The sequence below is a fragment of the Paraburkholderia sp. BCC1876 genome (assembly GCF_902833695.1).
Lineage (GTDB): Bacteria > Pseudomonadota > Gammaproteobacteria > Burkholderiales > Burkholderiaceae > Paraburkholderia.
The window spans coordinates 413,131-430,711 of record NZ_CADFGI010000003.1 but is presented as its reverse complement, the minus strand read 5'-3'; the positions used below and the strand labels follow the sequence as shown (position 1 = coordinate 430,711).

Here is a 17,581-nt window from a genome sequence, read left to right as displayed (position 1 = left end):
CTGAACGGCTTATCCACGGTTTTCGAAGCGACCGCCACTATCGGTCACGGGCTAGAAAACGGTGGGTAAGCCGTTCTGACTTTCAATGCTTTCCGCCTCCGGAAATGCGTGCGGCACCGCTTCCCATGTTGAGTTGCCGCTGTCGGGCCTGGGCAAGCTGCAATTCCATTCGCCGTTTGCGTTCCATGAGTGCCATCAATTTCCGCTCGGCACTGGCCTTCTGCTCGGGGCTTCTCGCGCTGTTCATCTCGGCAACTGCGGCATTGATGTTCGACTCGATATCGGACAAGCCTGCCATCAAGCCGCCGATCCCAAAATCGCTCGTCATGTTGGCACGGTCACCGGTCACGGCCTGATCGCGCATCATTTTGATCGTCTTCATCACGCCAGGTTTGTCCCCAAACCTGACTGGCGACGAATCGGTGGTCTGCTGGTGTGCGACGGCTGGAGGTGCGTTCTTCGCTTTCATGATGTTCTCCTTGATTGTTATGGTTGGTTGGGAAACGGTTTGTGGCTGTTGCTGCTGGCGTTGCTGCAACCGTTGGGATCGCAGCACGCGAGGCATCAGGTAGGCACTGACATTAAACTGCCTGCGTGCCTCGACAAGCTGTCGCAGGGTGTCTTGTACCTGCCGGTATTCGGTGGGCGACAGGCGATGCTCCTGGCGGTTGTCTCGTGCCTGGATGACGATCTGCCGGTAATCGGCATCCGCACGATAGAGCGGGCCACGAAAGCGTTTCGCTTTCGCGGCACCGGGAAACTTCATCGACAGATAATCCTGACCCTTGCGGGTGATCTCGACCCCGTATTCGCTCGACAGGAAATCGCACAACTGGTCGCGGTCGGCTATCTGCCCCGTGCGGATAGCTTTGGTCAGACGGCGATGCAGGTATAGCTTGTTACTGCGATCCCGCTTGCCGTCCGCCGTGTATCGTTCAAAATCGCTGAGGGCAAGTTTGAGCGGATCGGGCACGACCTGGGCATAGCCGAGCCGGTGATTGCTCACCTGGGTAAAGGCTTCATAGAGCCGGATATTCTGTTGGCCCGGTGGGTGGATGTTCATGCGTTTGCCGGTCATCTCGGTCATGGGCACGATGAAATGGATTTCAGTGTTGCCCTTGTCACGGTGCAGGACAAACAGGCTATTGAAATGCTCAGGCCCGAGGCCGGGACACATAGTCTGCTTGAATGACCGAATGACTTCGCGCATCTGCTCGCGCGTTGGCTGTTCGTTGTCGCGAAATGCGATCGCACCCGACACGTATTTATGTTTCCGCTGGATGCTGTTGATGACGGCGACCGTGAGGTCGGGATTGCCTTCGATAATTTCCGGGGCAACCGAACGGGGCTGGCCGGTGTGATCACGGTCGCCCATCAGATAGTTGACCGGGGACTCGCCACGCGAAATCCCCGCATTGAAAACACGGACGATCATGCGTTGCCCGTGTTTCTCCCCTGCTTTACTTCTTTCCAGACATATTCCGCACACTCCTGAAGCTGGAGCAGGGCGACCAGCATCTCGTCGTCGGGCTGCTGGCGATCCCGGAGCAGGGTGGCGATTTCGGCGACATTGTTGCCGATGAAGTTGATGGCCTGCAGCCATGCAGTATGTGCGTCGCCGGATAATGATGCCGAGCCTGCGAGTGCGGTTTCGCGAAGGTATTGGGCGAGGTTGCCGTAACCGGCTTCGAGGGCAAGCTGGCCGATCTTGTCACGTTCGGCTGGACTGACACGGACATCGATATGTCGATCGCGGCGATGGATGTTGCCGTCGATGCCGCTCTGTCCTGCTTGCTTCTTGATTGGGGCGGCGAGTGCCGCATGCTGTTGCTGTTCCATAATGGCTCCTGTTTTAGTTGTTATTTGGGCCGTGCGTTGCTGCGTCCGTATCTGTGCGGCGATGTTGCCTTTCAGGGGACTGGGGGAACCCCAGATATATCGTTTCACACGGCGCGTCCCTGTGAAACGTTGACCTGGCTTAGATTCCAGTTTTTCGACTCTCTATATCAATACCGGAATTTTCATGTAATGCAAGGGCCATCCGACGAACGGCGAGGATACCGCTTGAGCGGCATCCGAATCTCGGTCACGCATTTCGACTGTGGACTCAACCGGTGGATGAAACAGGTTGAGCGGCATTTAGGATCGGTGCACTCATGAGCCGTCCAGTAACAGTGTCTGGAACATGCTTCGGACTTCACTCTCACTTAGCGAACTTCGGGGGAGAGTCTGATTAGGCAACCCAGTCCCAACCTCTGGCTTCTCTGCTTCATCAGGAATGGCGGCAATCTCGTCGCGAACTTTACCTAGCGGAGCCGTGAAGAATCGTGACCTCTTCTTGCGTTGCGCCAACTCAGACAAATTCTCGATTATCCGCGCTCTGTCATACGAGTCTTCGCAGTCTTCAAGATCATTTCGCCAGCCACCGTTCATGTACGACCGAAGACCCTCAAAGAACTTCTGCCCATTACGTTGCTGCCAGCCTGCCGTGGAGTCAGGGAGATCTATCAGAGCCCGCCAGTGGTACGACCGCGCGTGTGGTAACGCATCCAACAGCTTCTCCAGCAAGAGCTGCCGAATGCTTGCCCCACGACCCCCAACGAATCTTTCCATTTCCGACATCTCTTGCAAAAGCGTCGGCGTATCCCAAAGATTGACAAACTCCGGAGACCACTTCGTAATTAGATGTTCCATGGCGTCATAGATCTGATCGAGGCAAAGCTCTGCGAACTCGGTATCGCAGAATTCGGCAAGGAATCTCAGTCGTTCGTCCGTTCCATAGTCCACCCGATGCCAAATTCGCTCGCCTTCCGTCGAAGTGGTCCAAACATAAGCCGGGCCATCCGATAGTGTGGTGAGCTTTGACACGAGGGCTGCACTGTGATGCAGCGGAAGCTGCTGCATTGAGGGGAGTCCAACCTCTTTCCTCAGCCGCCAAAGTACTGCGACCTGCCTGAAGCGGCTAGCAGATTCAAAGATGTCAGAATAGGTTTCCGGATCGCCAACAATAACTGACGCGACATATCCCTTAATCGACGGATTCAAGTAGTCAACACCTCGGGTTCCAATGGCTACGAACCCCCCTTCAAGTATCTTAAGAGTCGACTCGAATTCATTTGGCTCAATCTGCTGGTTGTACCTCTTGGCTCTTGCCTTGCGAAGCGTGGCGTAGCAGGATGCCAGTTCGAAAAGGCTGTCGCCGCCATGCGTGTACAGGGCCAGTAGGAGGCAGCGACCGGCCTCTGGAATCTGCGTTCGATAGGCGTGATCCCAGATCTTTTCCGGGTTATTGAGCAGTTCCTCAACGTAACTTTGATAGTCCGCCGCCCTTACCGATCCGACGCGGCTCATGTCCGCTAACCACTCAATCAGTCGAGGATTGAAATGTGGATGACGGATAACCCGCAGGAAAAAGTCGCCGCTGAGCGCCTCGGATTTATGCGTCTTAGGTAATTCGCTGAAGTAGAGGTGGTTGTAGAGGATTCTTGCGCGATCACCAAAGCTGTAGTGCTCCAACTTAAGCACAATACGATCACGGATCAGAGTGCTGCCATCAAGCCGTTCAGAAAGCCGGATCGCACTGCTGAGGATGTGTTCCCGAGTAGTCAGGATGAACTTCGAGTCCGGTGACTGTCTGACCATTTCGATGAAGTCGACCACGGCCTTGTCTTGGTTACGACCGAAGTACTCGCGGCTGTCGCCGAGGAAGGTTTGGCCAAGGAAGTCGTCGTAATAAAAGATCTGTCGGGATCCACGTCGAAATAATTTTTTTGCCTCAGCAATGTCGGCTTGAATCACCACGGGCTCGTAACCTTCCTCCAGGCTCGAATATAGGAGCATCTCCGCTAGCGTCGTCTTTCCTATTCCCGGCGGACCAGAAATCACCAGGATCCGATTTGCTCTCAGAATCTCGTTCGCTTGCGGATAGGCTTGGTTCTGAACGAAGAGCGGGAGCTTGCGCCTGATGCGCTCTACCTCGAACTCGGTTTGGCATATTTCCGCATTGTGCAGAATCCGATCAATAACACTGACGCTTGTCAGCCACAGCTTGAAATTTGCTCGTTCCACGTTTGGATGCTTCGCAAGCAGCCCATTGAGATCGTCCGCACCGAGAATGTCCGATGGTGACTTCACGTAAGGAGTTAGCGTTTGTAGGAGCGACCGCTTGTTATCAGGTGAAAGGCCGACTGTCGTTGCGACGACATACCGGCTCGGACTCAACTTCGCAATCTTCGGCAGTTCGGAGTCTCTCAAGTGCCGCAGGAGTGCGGCAAAGCCAGATTTGGCATAATGTTTGCACTGAATAATCACGGTGTTATCAGGGGACGTGGTGTAGCGCAAGTCGATACCACTGTCGCGACCTTCCTTGAAGGCCTCCAACGCGACATTCCATTCTGCCTGCAAGAGATCCCGCGAGATTTCCTCAAAGTCCTGAGGTGAGAGCGCTCCGTAATTGTAGTTCGGCATCTGCGATCTTTTTCCGCACGTTTTCAAAAGGTCCTAAGTAACATCGCCGATGCGCGTGAGCCTTGAGTCCGGGTTCATGTCGTGCATTGGCTAGGGCCGGCAAATTTGGCATCTTAGAATGCTTGATCGGCATCCTGGGCATGCCTGCCGCTCAAGCGGTAGGCTCGTCATCCCCCTGATACCGGACATCGTTTCCGCCATTCATCTTTTTCAGCATCTCCAATCCCTGTGCCATCGCTTCGCGCTGCCGATCCCGCAGAATTTCCAGATACACCTTGACGTGCCGCGCAATGCCCCACGGATCGAACAGATCATAAACCGCCTTGTGAAGTAACCCTGTCATCACGAAGTCCATCATCGGATAGGCGATCCCGGACAGGATGCTGAGCCGGAACAAGGCGACCAGCACGGTGAAGCGTTCCATGCTGATCGTCGTCTCGCCTTTATTGATGGCATAGGCGAGCACATTGCGCTTCACATCGAGATCCCACTTCGGAAAGTATTCAAGAAATATTTCTCTTGGAAGGATCGGGTCGGTGACCGAAAACATCAACTGCTCTAAGGGCACACCGGCCATCTGTGCACGCCAGAGCGTGTCGTCATACCAGTTGAGCACTGCACGCACTGCCTCTATCGGCCCGGCCATGGCTAGCCATAGAGGTGCAACACCACTATCGCATTTCGGCCCGATCAGGAATGCGTCTTTCGTGGTCGGCAGGACAAGCTCGACCCGATCCAGTGTTACTTCTGACGGCGTTACGCCCCCTACCAAATACCGTTGAAACTGGATCTCAGGCCAGTCTTTCTCGCCTTCATCTTCCTTATCGTCCTCGTTTTCCTCCATCGCAGCTATCGCCGCCTTCTCGGCCGCTAGATATTCCATTTGCAGCTCGTTAAAGCGAACCGTAAGGGCGGTTTGAGTGGGCTTGCATTCAGCCTCCATGGCGACGCCATGGACCCATGCCAGGACACGAATGTTCTCGATCAGGTCTCGCTCTGCCATATTTTTTCGCCTTTGTCAAAGGCACGCTGATCGTTCAGCGTGCCCTCCAGGAATATGCCCCTGCCTTAGTAATCTCCGTCTGGTCGCAACGCACTGCAATACAGCGGTAACCGATGCGTCAAAGTGTTTTTCAACCCGCATCCCACCAGGCGATGCACTTTTACAGGAGTCTTATATGGAACTGAATTATGACCAAATCGCGCATGAGATGCGCACGCTCGTTGAGCAAAACCTGATGGCCGAGCAGGCGGCAGCTATCAGCAAACCGATGGCCGATGTCCAGGCCGCAGCCCAGATGGTGGCCGAAGTGATGACCGGGATCGATCTTGGCAATCCCGATAGCTGTGCATTGGCGGTGCCGATGCTGCATGAGCTGCTGCAGACGGCCCATGCCGAACTGAACAGGGTCGAGCAGATCAAGGCCGGCTATGTCGCGGCCTTGGCTGATCCCCGCACCCATCACGAAATCATCAGCCGGTACAAGAAAGCATCCGGCGCGGATTGGGCCGAACGGCATGTCCGCCCGAACGGCTGTGCCGTGATTCCCGAATTGGAAAACCGCGAATTCTCTGGTCAGACGATCGCCGAGGTCGTGCGTGCTTGCCTGCCGGCAATCGAATCGGCTCTCAAGCAGTTCTCGCTGGCCAAAGTGCATGCCTTCTTTGTGGCCAAGGGACTGCATGGCAAGCAGTCGTCGTTCTACCAGGCCATCAACGCCGCACGGAAGTAATCACCGGGCCGGCAGGGTGCCGATCCGACTGTCATAACCACAAGGAGAATTTATATGACGAATATCAAAAATACTGAATACCTGATTCACAGTGCTGCCGCACTGTTTCCCCCGATGTCCGACGAAGAGTTCGCGGAACTCAAGGCCGACATCGACAAGAACGGCCAGCAGATGGCGATCCTGGTCTATCGCAACAAGATCGTGGATGGCCGTCAACGGCTGCGTGCGTGTCAAGAACTCGGCATCGAGCCGGTTTACAAGGATGTGGGCAAACTCGATGTGCCGACGCAGGCTTTCATCGTCAGCCAGAATTTGCACCGTCGCCATCTGGACAGTAATCAACGCTCGCTGATTGCGGCCAAGTTGTCCAATACCAAGAAGGGGGCCAATCAGCATACCGCTGAAGCGGTTTCCCAGAAACAGGCGGCCGAGGCCTGCAAGGTTTCGGTCGATTCCGTGCAGCGTGCGGCCAAGGTGCTTGAATCCGGGCATGAAGGGCTGATCCAGGCCGTCGAGTCTGGCAAACTCGATGTCAGTAATGCCGCGGCAATGGTCACCATGTCCCGGGATGAACTGGACGAAACTGTGAAGCGGTCGGCCAAGGAAATGATCGCCCGTGCCAAAACGGAACGCGAGGAGGCCCGTGCTGAAGCGCGCAAGCTCAAACTTGAGCAGATTGCGAAGACGCGCAAGAACAGCCAGCCGTTCGACCACGGTGTCGGGCCGTTCAATGTGATCTATGCTGATCCGCCCTGGGATTACATCCCCGAAGTGCAGCTTGGTTATCCGACCATGAAGTTCGATGCCATTTGTGATCTGCTTCGCGGTAGCAAGGCGGTCTCGTTTGATGCCGTGCTGTTTCTCTGGGTTCCGGCTTCGCTGATCGCCGAAGGGCTGAAGGTGATCGAGGCGTGGGGCTTCCGTTACATCACCCATGCGATCTGGCATAAAGGGGAGAGCGGCATGGGCTCGTATTTCCGGATGACTCATGAGGTGCTGATGTTTGCGACTCGCGGCAGCACGGTGATTCCCGAAGTGCCGACCGAGGAGCGGCCTGGATCGGTGTTCACCTACAAGCGTGGCATGCACAGCCAGAAGCCGGAAGAGTTGTATGGTGTGATCGAGCGGATGTACCCGGAACTGCCGAAAATGGAACTGTTCCGCCGTGGGGTGTCCCGTGACGGCTGGTATTGCTGGGGTAACGAAGTGCAGCATGGCCCGGCGGTTCCGCTCGGGCAGCAGATTGTCGACGCGATGGTGGTCGAGCCGGTGGCTGGTGAACTGGCGGAAATGGCCGAGGCAGGCGAGGCGGTCAACGATCTGGAGCAGCAGGCAGCATAGTGGTCAAAAGCCCTCTGCCCATGAGCACATCGCAGAGCGGTTGAAGCAGGCAGTTTGATGATTGATGCAGTACAAGAATGGTCGAAATGTGCTTCGGCCATTTTTTATTTCTATTTGCCCTTCGGGCTGGCGTTTCCTTCCGGTTGTCCTATTCCGGGCTTCGATTTCCCCCTGATCTGCATGCCGCTCGTGCGGTATCCTGCCGTTGGCTGTGCGCGAGCGCGATCCCAGCATACGGGCTAATTACCTGACCGGGGCCGTTCCGGTCGAAAAATAGTGAAAGCGGCTATGAGCAGCCGTTCGATACGGTTGTCCAATACATCGACAATTCCACCTCATGAACGAAGCCTGGATTCTTCAAACATCCGAAATACGACGACCGTTTGCACGTGCGACGTGGATTCCCCTTCGCGCATCTCAACACGAAGAGAAGCTCGGGTTAAAGGATGTCGGATATGTCAGTGACTTGTTCGCTTGCGGTTCGGTCGCCTTTCCGCCGCGGCATCGCGAACTCGCTGAACGCCTCAGCTGGAGCGATATTGGCATTGGGCACACGGTGGCACCTTATGCTTACCCAGATGGTCATTACTCCCCGATCGATGAATATCAGTACAACGACAAGGAGCCTGTCGGGGTCAACCTTGTCTTGGAGCACCCGCAGCCAGTCGTCGGCGGCCGACAATGGATCTTGAATTCAGACTTGGTAGTCGCACTTGGTCTGATTAAGGAGGGGGCTAACTGGGTCAGGCCGGAAGAGGACTTCACCGTGGTCGCAAGGGAGACGGTGGATAGCGACGGCGACCATTGTCTAATCGAAATCAAGCGAGAGTTCCTGATGGATTACCTCGCAGCACGGAACCTATCGCTTCGCCTGTCCTATTACCGCCAGCGTGTCGAGAACGTGTCGAGCCTCGAGGACAGTCCCTACGCCAAGCTGTCTGACGACAGCGACCAGCGCGATGGCGGAAGATATGAACTCCGAATTCGCGAGTTGGATGCTGTTTTTGGAGGGAGCTGGGCGTCGTTCCGAATGTGGCGAACAGATGTCGATGAAGAGGACGACGCGCCGGTCATGGGGCCGGAGAACAACGACAACACCGCCTCGGAGAGTTCGAAGGGCTATCGAGGTGGTCACCCCGGCGTGCGCGTCGAAGGGGAGTTCTGGCGAGACGAGTGGATTGACCATCAAGGAAAGAGCACCCGTGTTCGCGGTGACGTCGATCAGAACCTGCCCTTTTTCATCGTTGACACCGACGGCACGCGCAAGCCATCGGCAGAGTTGGACGACGAGGACATCGGTAGATGGCTCTGGTTTCGTCCATCCGTGATCATCGAGCTTCTGACCCATCGAGGTTTTTCTTTGAAGTGGTACACCGCCGAAACAGGCGCGATCAACTCCAGCTCCGGGTACCCGACGCATTTTGGGATTAACTCATCTGAGCTCATCACAGTCTATGCTTACGATATTGCAAAGCTGCCTGCATGGGAGCAGTTCCTCTGGGCCGCGAACAACGTCGCCCCTGAGGGCAAAGTTTCCGCTGAACTCTTGGCATCCCAGGTCAAGGCCCAGCCAGCGGACACGCATGCCGTTGAGGACTTGCTATTCGGGTGTATGCGATTGCTTGGACGAGAATTCCGCAAAGAGTTCGATGTTCCCCTGTTCTCGCATGAAATTGACGATGCCTTGTCGATGCAACAGGTCTCTCGATTTGCGAGCAAAGATCAAGCATCTCTCTTGAGACTCGCTAAGGAGCTTGTTCGCGTTTTCTCCGATCGACTTGATGTACGCTCACTTCGAAAACTCTCGAATCACCCCGAGAAGGAAAAGTTGGGCTCCAACAAGTTGCTTCAGAGCATTCTGGCCCAGAAGGCCGGGGACGAGCGGGCGCGAGAGATTTTTGGAGCCATCGCCGGTGCATATGACATGCGCCTCGGCGACGCACATCCGACCAGTTCAAAGATCGGAGACGCTCTCAAGCTCGCCGGCATCGATACTTCCTCTTCGTATCTTCGGCAGGGAGAGCAGTTGATTGGTAACTTCGGTCATGCGGTTTGGTGGACCGGAAAATTGCTTTTCAGCGGGAATGACCGCTGCGAGGAATAGCCCCCGATTCCATAGGCGCGTTCTGGATTGCAAGGCAGCGGATGCCTGCATTGAAGAGAGGCATCCAAATCGATCAACCTCGGAGTCGGAGGTGTGCGGTTGCTTCCTGGAAGTATTTGCTAACAGTCTTGACGTTCATGCCGGTGTGCTCCACGAGCAGACGACGGCTGAGCTCGTTTCCATAGACCGGATACAGCTCGTTGGCTGCGTTGACCAGCGTGTCCAGCGATTTCCGCCGACGCACGGCGTTGGTGTGGTCTGCTCCCTGACGCATGCGTTCGACGGCTGTTTCATCGGTGAAAGTCAGCACGTGGCGACGGCTATCGACCGAGTTCCGGTTTTTCCAATGCCATTTGGCAACAGATCGAGTGGTCGCCCTGATTTCGGAAACGGGTAGTGGTCTGTCGAAATGTCCATTGATTTCCTCGGCTTGGGCAAGGGCTGATCGATACCAGGCATCTATATCGCCGTGCTGACGCACGGCACTGTATGCCCACAGGCGAAGCGTATGGAACAGTTCGTCGTTACGGCCTTGGATGATGAGGTTGCCGGGAAGCGAATGCACGGTCGACCGTTTGGGCAGGTCGATCCATTCGCTAAAATCTGGCAGGTCGTAGCTGGTCGGGAATGTGATGACTTCCCAGACAGGATGCAGCGGGTTCTTCGTAAGCGTGTGATTGAACGCGAGGTCGGCTGACAGGCGGGATTCCATCTCGGACTGAATCGCCTCGAAATAATCTTGCGGGGCACTCCGGCTGTTCCGGTGATACGCAACTGGGGTATTGAGCCGGTAGAGCATGTGGCAATGCCCGTTCGTCCGGTTCACTGTGATGATTGTGGGGACGGGCAGATTGGCGTCCTCAAACCGGAATGCCGATGCGGGACTGTCGAGGTCGAAGCTGAGATAAGCCCGGTAGACCGGGTTCAGCCCGCAATAGGCGAACTGATCGACCTTCTCGCGTTTGCGGAATTTGGTGCCTTCGGCGAAATCGTTGGTGGTGACTACGGCGTCGTTCAGATGGTTATAGAAGTCTTCTAGTTGTTGGTTCATTCATTTTGTTTGTTAGCCTTGCGACTAACAAACAAAATTTCTTCCCCGAAGTCAAGGCCGGCGGAAAACTATCGCGCTATACGGCCTTGAGATTGCATGTCGATCGCTCAGAACACGGTAAAGGCGATGGCGGGATTGAACTGGCTTAGATCGATCCGCTCGTGAAAGTCGAGGGCCTCGATTCCGGCTTGAAGAGTGAGCATCGGCAATGGATGCAGATAGTCGAAGTGCGCGTTTTTCTTGTCGACGTGCCCGGTCAGCTGGTAGACGGTACTGTCGTTTACCATCCTCGCCGAAAGGCGGGTAATGACGGTGTGCCGAAGCGAGTGGAAGCAGGTGGTTGGGTCTTTCACGCCGATCTTGACCAGATACTCCGAAAAACGCCGGGACAGATTTTTCTTCGTGCCGTTGTGTCCATCCACCAGATACCAGAACAGTCGATCATTTTCGCGATTCTTGGCGGACTGCGACAATTTTACGAACTTCATAAACCCGAGTTCGATCAGCTTGGAGTGGATAGGAATAACGCGGTTGCCGGCCTCTGTTTTCGCATCGGTCACGCGAAAGAAGTGCACGCCATCTTGCTCCTTGATGTCGTTCAGTTCGAGCGAGGTCGCTTCCTCGATGCGCATGCCCGAGTAGAGGCACATGAGCGGGCCCCAGAAGTAATCGGGTTTGATCGCAAGCTTGCGATAATTCGTCCAGTCGAAAATCACTGCGAGGTCGTCGTCGTAGAACATGTCGCGCTTCTTGATGTTGTTCTTGGCGTGCTTGATGAACATATCGTCTACCGGATTCTGTTCGATCTTGGCGTAGCCGTTGTTGGTGGTAAAGGCGAAGAAGCTTCGCAGGTGTGAAAGGCACTGGTTGACGGTATGCGCAACCTTGCCTTCGTTCAGCATGCGGGTTTTGAACGACTTGATGTCGTCCTTCGTGTAGGCATCAACCGACTGGTCACCTGCCTGCCCGAGAAAAAGCTTGAGGGTCTGCTTGTGCTTGTAGACGGTTGCCGGACGCAAGGTCGCGTCAATCTCCTGGATGTAGAACGGCTCGACCTCACTCATCTTGCGGGATGGACGTTTTTCGGCCTTGGCGATCGGCTGGACTGCAACGGCTGGTGCATTGTGCCGTTCGTTCGACCGGGTAGGGCTGGTCGCTGCGGCGAGTTGCAGCCTCCCCATCTGTTCGAGGATTTTCAGGCCGCGTTCCTGTTCCTCTTCCGTATCGGCCTCGAACACGCCTTCGCTGATGTTGATCTTGAGAAGTTCCCTGATCTTGCCAAGGTTGATTGGCTTGCTCATTTCGATCCCGTAGTTAAGCATCGCGGCCATGGCGCGAGCCTGTTTATTGTTTCTGGTCCGAAGGGAAGTATAAATGCTCGTCTGGTTAGCTTGAATAGCCAGTTGACGGGGCAGGGTGTAGCGGAAATAGAAGATGCCCGTCTTGTTGTCGCGGACGAGGCGAGGGACTTTGATCGGCACTGGATGGGCTCCAAGTGCCTATTTATTGAGCGAACTGTGGGTGCTACGTGTGGGTGGGATTCTCCATCACCATGCTCAAAGCCTTATCTGGCGGGCCTGAGAGGGTTTTGGAGCGGGCGATGGGAATCGAACCCACGGCTCTAGCTTGGGAAGCTAGGGTATTACCATTATACGACGCCCGCAGAGCGCATGATTTTACTCGGGAAAGGGCGGTTAGCGCAAATCGCGCCGCCATTTCCCGTCAAAGCCGATGCCGCGCTCAGCTTCAGATCACGAAGTAAGTCAGTTGAACCGCCGCGCGCGTCACCACCATCAGCAGCACCTGCACGATCACGAACAGCAGAATCGGCGAGAGATCGATGCCACCGAGCTGCGGCACGACCCGGCGCAGCGGATTCAGAAACGGCGCGGTCAGCTGATACAGAATCGGCATGGCCGGCGAACGCGGATTGAGCCACGACAGCAGCGCCATCAGGATCGTCATCCAGATGATCAGATTCAGCGCCCACTTGATCAGCGTCAGCACGGCGACGATCAGCAGCGTCGGCACGAGGGTCAGCGGATCGGCGCCGGTCAGGACCACCATCAGCACCACATAGACGATCGCCGCGATCAGCGCCGCGACAAGGCTCGCCCAGTCGATGCTGCGGGTGCTCGGCAGAATGCGCCGCAGCGGCAGCACGATCCAGTTGGTGGCTTGCAGCACGGCGTTCGTGACCGGGTTGTACGGCGGCATGCGCACGACCTGCAGCCAGGCGCGCAGCAGCAACGCCGCGCCGAACAGCGTAAAGACGGTATTGAGCAGAAAACGGGCGATATCGCCAAACATCGTGTGTCCTTATCCTTCTGATGGCGGCCGTCGATCGGCCGCGGGGAGCCGGCGCGAGCCGATCGGTGCGCCGGCGGTTTCATTCGGTTTCCATGCGCCGATTCCGCGGAAGGGCGCGTCATGTGCGGTTTCGAGCGGCCGCTCGGCGTTTGCCCAGCTTACTTCGATCGCGCTACCTTCCAGCGAGCTTGAGCGGCTGGTGCAACGATAAGTCGCCGCCCTGGCCGTCTCCGCTCGCCATCACACGGAAATCTTGATCTCGCTGATCAGAATCGTGCCGTTGCCGCCGTCGGTGTAATTGGGAATGTCCGCGGTGAGTTGTTCGGCTGCGGACTTGAAGACCTTGTAGAAGTCGTCCGTGCTCTCGAACAGGAAGTGTCCCGCTGCGACGTACGGCGGCGGCGTTCCCGGCGGCCCGGCGTTGATGCCGACGTCGACCGACCAGCCTTTCAGCGACGGCCCGAACAGCCTGGCCGCCAGCGGCATGTGCGTGACGCAGTAATAGTCCACGTCGAAGTGGCCGTTTTCCCGGTACGGATAAAGGATGCTGACCTTGATCATTGTGCGTTCTCGTCTGTTGGTCCCGAAGCGCGGCGCTGGCGGATTGCGCGCGGCGCCGGACGTCACATTATCACGGCTTACTTGACGCTTGCACCTGCTGCCGCCTGATTCAGCGAGCGGTTGAGCGATTCTTCGACAACCTCGGCGATCGCGTCGATGGCGGCGGGCGGCGTGGCGCGGCGTTCGGCGAGGCCGACCGCGCGCCGCGACAACAAACCGTATAGCGCGGCGTGGTCGCCGCCGAGCCCTTCCAGCAGCGCCAGCTGCTTTTCGACGACACCCGTGTCGCCGCGCGACACGGGGCCGGCGAGCGCATTGGACAGGCCCTTGTCGCGCGCCGTTTCGATCGTGCCGGCGAGCATCGGCAGCAGCGCGCGCAGGGCGTCGTCCTCCGCGAAACCTAGCGTGCGCCACAGCGCGACGCATTCGGCGAGGCTGCACAGCGCGAAGCTGGCGGCATAGTGCGCGGCCGCGTGATACAGCATGCGGCCGCCTGCCGGAATCGACAGCGGATGGCAGCGTAGCGCGACGGTTAGCGCCGTCAGCGCGTCTTTCAGCGCGCCGTCGGCCTCGATCGTGACCGAGCAGCCGGCAATCCGCTCGAGGTCGGCGAGGTCACCGCCAAAGAGGTACAGTGGATGAAAGCCGCCGATCGCCGCGCCCTGATCGCGCGCCGGGGCCAGCAGCTCGACCGGCGAGGCGCCGCTGCAATGCACCAGCGCCTTACGCGAGTCGCTCGCTGCCGGGCCGAAGCGCAGAGTGTGGGCTGACGAACCGATATGGTCGTCCGGAACGGCTAAAAAGATGATGTCGGCGGCGTCGACTACCTGTTGAGGGTCGTCACAAGCCGCGCAATGCCCGATTTGACTGGCGAGCCGGCTGGCTGAAGCCGCTGTGCGGCTCGTCACCGCCGTGACCGGATAGCCGGCGCGGGAAAAGCTCAGCGCGAGGCACCGCGCGAGCCGGCCTGCACCGATAAAGCCGAGGCGCGGCAGAGAAGACTGGGACATGGTTGCCTGCTCCAGACGGAACATTGGGACGGGAAAGCAGAAGTATCGCGCATCCGGCCGCGCTTTCCTCTGATCAGATGGCGCGCCGTATGGCGCAGCAGGCCGGTTATCCGGCGGCACGCGCCCCGCAGGCTTGAAAACTGCTCACAATTTCTTCATGTACCGCTTTAGGCCGTTGCAGTTCCGGGTATTTCGTCTCGCAGTCAGATTCGGGAGGTCACGATGAGCATTTTTTCTTACCGAAAGCACTTGCGGTTCCTCACCCACGCCCAGCGCCGCCGCTGGTGGGACCAGAAAAAACGCCTGACGCCGCGCGTGCGGATTAGCGGCGCCTACGTCCCGCCGAGCGTGTCGCGCGAATTCGCCTACGTGAAGGTCGGTTGACACACCGCTGCTAGCGCTGTTTGCAGGTAAGAGATGCCCGGCCTCAGCGCCGGGCATTTTTCGTTTTGGCGCGTCAATCGAGCCGTCAGGATTGAAGCTAATTTGTAATCAAAGATTACTGAAAAGCGCGCATTCGACACCGCGCGCTTCGTCAAGCGGCCAATGAAATCCCGCGGCCGCGCGGAAACCCTTAGTTTTCAGCCCGCTACGTCGGCCGTTCGGCATTTCTCGCGCACTGGCGAATTGCGGCGTATTGCCGTCAATTGCAATTTGCAACAAATGCGCACAAATACGATTGGGCTTTTTCGATACATTGGATTCATAGCATGCAACGCGTGCAAAGTCGGCGACCTGAGTGGGCCGCGCCAGGAGAATACAAGTGAAAAAGATCGTTCCGTTTGTCGTTGCCGCTGCACTCGGCTTAGGGCTCGCCAGTGCAGCCGAAGCACACGTTTCCGTGGGTATCGGTATCGGGGTGCCGATCGCGCCGGCTTATCCGGTTTATGCTGCGCCGCCGCCGGTTTATTACGCACCGCCGCCGGTCTATGCTCCGCCGCCGGTCGTGTATGCGCCGCCGCCTGCCGTCGTGGTGGGCGGGTATTACGGTGGCTATGGCCGTCCTTATTACCATCACGGTTATTATGGCCGCGGCTATTACGGACACGGTTATTACGGCCATGGTTACTACCGCCGCTAATCGCACCAGCGTTTAGCGCGGGTTTAACGGCGTAACGCCGGCTTGATCGCCGGGTTACGCCGTTTGTCTTTTGTTGGCGCGGCCGTGATCCAAAGCACCGGTGAAGCTGGGACAATGGTTGTTTAACGATCGCTCTGGAGAGTTTCGCCGATGCATGCGCTTCCCGCTCCCACTTTCGACGACGTCCTCGACGCCGCCGCGCGTCTCGAAGGCGTCGCGCATCGCACCCCTGTTTTGACATCGAGCACGTTCAACGAACGCACGGGTGCGTCGGTATTCTTCAAGTGCGAGAATTTTCAGCGCATGGGCGCCTTCAAGTTTCGCGGCGCCTATAACGCGATTTCGCACTTCGACGCGGAGCAGCGCAAAGCCGGCGTGCTGACGTACTCGTCGGGCAATCATGCGCAAGCCATTGCTTTGTCCGCGCAGCTCGCCGGCATCCGCGCGACGATCATCATGCCGCACGACGCCCCCGCGGCCAAAGTCGCGGCGACCAAGGGCTACGGCGGTGAAGTCATCATCTACGATCGCTACACGGAGAACCGCGAAGAGATCGGCCGCCGCCTCGCCGAAGAGCGCGGCATGACGCTGATTCCGCCTTACGACCATCCGCATGTGATCGCGGGGCAGGGCACCGCGGTGAAGGAATTCATCGATGAAACCGGCCCGCTCGACATGCTGTTCGTCTGTCTCGGCGGCGGTGGATTGATCGGCGGCAGCGCGTTGTCGGCGGCGGCGTTGAGCCCGGCATGCACGGTGATCGGCGTCGAACCGGAAGCCGGCAACGACGGCCAGCAATCGCTCGCGCGCGGAGAGATCGTGCGTATCGACACGCCGCGAACTATCGCCGACGGCGCCGCCTCCACGCATCTCGGCGACTACACGTTCGCGATTATTCGCAAACTGGTGGCGCGAATCGAAACGGTCAGCGACGCGCAATTGATCGACACGATGCGTTTTTTCGCACAGCGCATGAAGATCGTGGTCGAGCCGACGGGCTGCCTCGCGGCGGCGGCGGTCCTGAACGGCATCGTGCCGGTTGAGGGCAAACGCGTCGGCGTGGTGATCAGCGGGGGGAACGTCGATCTGGAGAAGCTCGCGCAGTATCTCGCGTGATAGATCGCTCGCGTTGCCGCGTACGCTGACGTTCGCTGAACGGAATAGAAGGTCGCAGATGGAAAAACGGCTCGCCTAAAGCGAGCCGTTTTCGTATCAACTCACCGCGTGCGCGGTCTGCACGATCAGATCGCGATACCCGTTGACGATCACGCTATAAGAGAAGTACGCGAACAGCAGCGCGGACAGCACATGACACGCGCGCAGCAAACCGGTGCCGGCGCGCTTGCGGCCGTGACTGCCGAGCCCGCAGATAAAGATCGTCCAGCACAATCCGCCGAGAAAGAAGCCGCCGAGAAACACCGGCGCCGTCGTGACGCTCGTCGCGCCCGCTTTCGCGATCAACGCGCCGCCGACGGCCGCGAACCACAGAATCGCCGAAGGCGACGACACCGCCAGCAAGACGCCACGCAAAAAGCCGCGCCATGCGGACAGATGCGGCGCATTCGCGTCCGCCTCGCCGGCGACTGCCGGCGCCGACGCCGGGAACATTGCCTCACGCGCCATCTTCCACGTGAGAAACAGCAAAATCGCCGCGCCGCCGATCCATACCACCCAGCGCACCGATTCGAACTGTAGCAGCGCGGCCATGCCCGCGAGCGCGAGCGCTGCGTAAATCAGATCGCCGATGCAAGAGCCGAGGCCGAGCCAGAAGCCGGGTTTGAAGCCGTGCGAGAGCGTCAGCGAAATCATCGCGACATTCACGAGACCGATATCCAGACACAACGACAACGACAGAAAAAAACCATCCGACATCATTGAAAAAGCATGCATCCGCGCAACCACTCCCTCGGTGTTTTGTTATTT

General features: G+C 57.7%; 16 protein-coding genes and 1 tRNA gene. 6 read left to right on the top strand and 11 right to left on the bottom strand.

The annotated features are described in order from the left end of the window. Positions 1 to 82 precede the first annotated feature (82 nt). From HWY05_RS13725 to HWY05_RS13710, 4 genes are all read right to left on the bottom strand, one after another. A complete protein-coding gene (locus HWY05_RS13725) occupies positions 83 to 1,435 on the bottom strand; it encodes a relaxase/mobilization nuclease domain-containing protein (RefSeq protein WP_176058694.1) in 1,353 nt (450 codons plus the stop codon). Then, complete coding sequence (locus tag HWY05_RS13720; RefSeq protein ID WP_176058693.1) at positions 1,432 to 1,839, bottom strand: plasmid mobilization relaxosome protein MobC; 408 nt, start codon at positions 1,837 to 1,839, stop codon at positions 1,432 to 1,434. Before HWY05_RS13720 ends, HWY05_RS13725 begins: the two co-directional genes overlap by 4 nt. 315 nt (positions 1,840 to 2,154) lie before the next feature. Further along, a complete protein-coding gene (locus HWY05_RS13715; protein WP_176058692.1) occupies positions 2,155 to 4,467 on the bottom strand; it encodes a restriction endonuclease in 2,313 nt (770 codons plus the stop codon). Between the two features lie 151 nt (positions 4,468 to 4,618). Next, entirely contained in the window at positions 4,619 to 5,470 is an 852-nt protein-coding gene (locus HWY05_RS13710) for a hypothetical protein (RefSeq protein ID WP_176058691.1), read from the bottom strand. 175 nt (positions 5,471 to 5,645) lie between these two features. Here HWY05_RS13710 and HWY05_RS13705 point away from each other — a divergent pair, with 175 nt between their 5' ends. From HWY05_RS13705 to HWY05_RS13695, 3 genes are all read left to right on the top strand, one after another. Continuing rightward, the gene (locus HWY05_RS13705) at positions 5,646 to 6,200 is read left to right on the top strand and encodes a hypothetical protein (protein WP_176058690.1); all 555 of its coding nucleotides are present in this window, start codon (positions 5,646 to 5,648) and stop codon (positions 6,198 to 6,200) included. A 54-nt stretch (positions 6,201 to 6,254) separates the two neighbouring features. Continuing rightward, complete coding sequence (locus tag HWY05_RS13700; protein WP_176058689.1) at positions 6,255 to 7,541, top strand: MT-A70 family methyltransferase; 1,287 nt, start codon at positions 6,255 to 6,257, stop codon at positions 7,539 to 7,541. A gap of 337 nt (positions 7,542 to 7,878) precedes the next feature. Continuing rightward, positions 7,879 to 9,645 carry a hypothetical protein gene (locus tag HWY05_RS13695; protein ID WP_176058688.1) on the top strand — a complete coding sequence of 589 codons (1,767 nt, stop codon included), beginning with the start codon at positions 7,879 to 7,881 and terminating at the stop codon, positions 9,643 to 9,645. Positions 9,646 to 9,718: 73 nt separating this feature from the next. On the opposite strand, the gene HWY05_RS13690 is transcribed toward HWY05_RS13695, so the two are convergent. The 6 genes from HWY05_RS13690 to HWY05_RS13665 all read right to left on the bottom strand — a co-directional run bounded on the left by HWY05_RS13690 (position 9,719) and on the right by HWY05_RS13665 (position 14,577). Next, a complete protein-coding gene (locus HWY05_RS13690) occupies positions 9,719 to 10,696 on the bottom strand; it encodes a replication initiation protein (RefSeq protein ID WP_176058687.1) in 978 nt (325 codons plus the stop codon). A 107-nt stretch (positions 10,697 to 10,803) separates the two neighbouring features. Then, positions 10,804 to 12,177, bottom strand: a complete 1,374-nt coding sequence (locus HWY05_RS13685) for a site-specific integrase (protein ID WP_176058686.1) — start codon at positions 12,175 to 12,177, stop codon at positions 10,804 to 10,806. A gap of 108 nt (positions 12,178 to 12,285) precedes the next feature. Further along, positions 12,286 to 12,359: transfer RNA gene (locus tag HWY05_RS13680), tRNA-Gly, on the bottom strand. A gap of 83 nt (positions 12,360 to 12,442) precedes the next feature. Further along, the gene (locus tag HWY05_RS13675; protein WP_035547831.1) at positions 12,443 to 13,006 is read right to left on the bottom strand and encodes a YggT family protein; all 564 of its coding nucleotides are present in this window, start codon (positions 13,004 to 13,006) and stop codon (positions 12,443 to 12,445) included. 240 nt (positions 13,007 to 13,246) lie between these two features. Continuing rightward, positions 13,247 to 13,567, bottom strand: coding sequence for an EthD family reductase (locus tag HWY05_RS13670; RefSeq protein ID WP_035547830.1), 321 nt, complete (start codon positions 13,565 to 13,567; stop codon positions 13,247 to 13,249). A gap of 77 nt (positions 13,568 to 13,644) precedes the next feature. Beyond that, on the bottom strand, positions 13,645 to 14,577 hold the full coding sequence (locus HWY05_RS13665; protein ID WP_176058685.1) for a DUF2520 domain-containing protein: 933 nt from the start codon (positions 14,575 to 14,577) through the stop codon (positions 13,645 to 13,647). Between the two features lie 222 nt (positions 14,578 to 14,799). Here HWY05_RS13665 and HWY05_RS13660 point away from each other — a divergent pair, with 222 nt between their 5' ends. The 3 genes from HWY05_RS13660 to HWY05_RS13650 all read left to right on the top strand — a co-directional run bounded on the left by HWY05_RS13660 (position 14,800) and on the right by HWY05_RS13650 (position 16,774). Beyond that, entirely contained in the window at positions 14,800 to 14,961 is a 162-nt protein-coding gene (locus tag HWY05_RS13660; protein WP_176058684.1) for a hypothetical protein, read from the top strand. Positions 14,962 to 15,340: 379 nt separating this feature from the next. Next, complete coding sequence (locus HWY05_RS13655; protein WP_035547823.1) at positions 15,341 to 15,658, top strand: hypothetical protein; 318 nt, start codon at positions 15,341 to 15,343, stop codon at positions 15,656 to 15,658. A gap of 150 nt (positions 15,659 to 15,808) precedes the next feature. After that, positions 15,809 to 16,774 carry a threo-3-hydroxy-L-aspartate ammonia-lyase gene (locus HWY05_RS13650; RefSeq protein WP_176058683.1) on the top strand — a complete coding sequence of 322 codons (966 nt, stop codon included), beginning with the start codon at positions 15,809 to 15,811 and terminating at the stop codon, positions 16,772 to 16,774. A gap of 96 nt (positions 16,775 to 16,870) precedes the next feature. On the opposite strand, the gene HWY05_RS13645 is transcribed toward HWY05_RS13650, so the two are convergent. Beyond that, on the bottom strand, positions 16,871 to 17,548 hold the full coding sequence (locus HWY05_RS13645; protein ID WP_176058682.1) for a LysE family transporter: 678 nt from the start codon (positions 17,546 to 17,548) through the stop codon (positions 16,871 to 16,873). Positions 17,549 to 17,581: the final 33 nt, after the last annotated feature.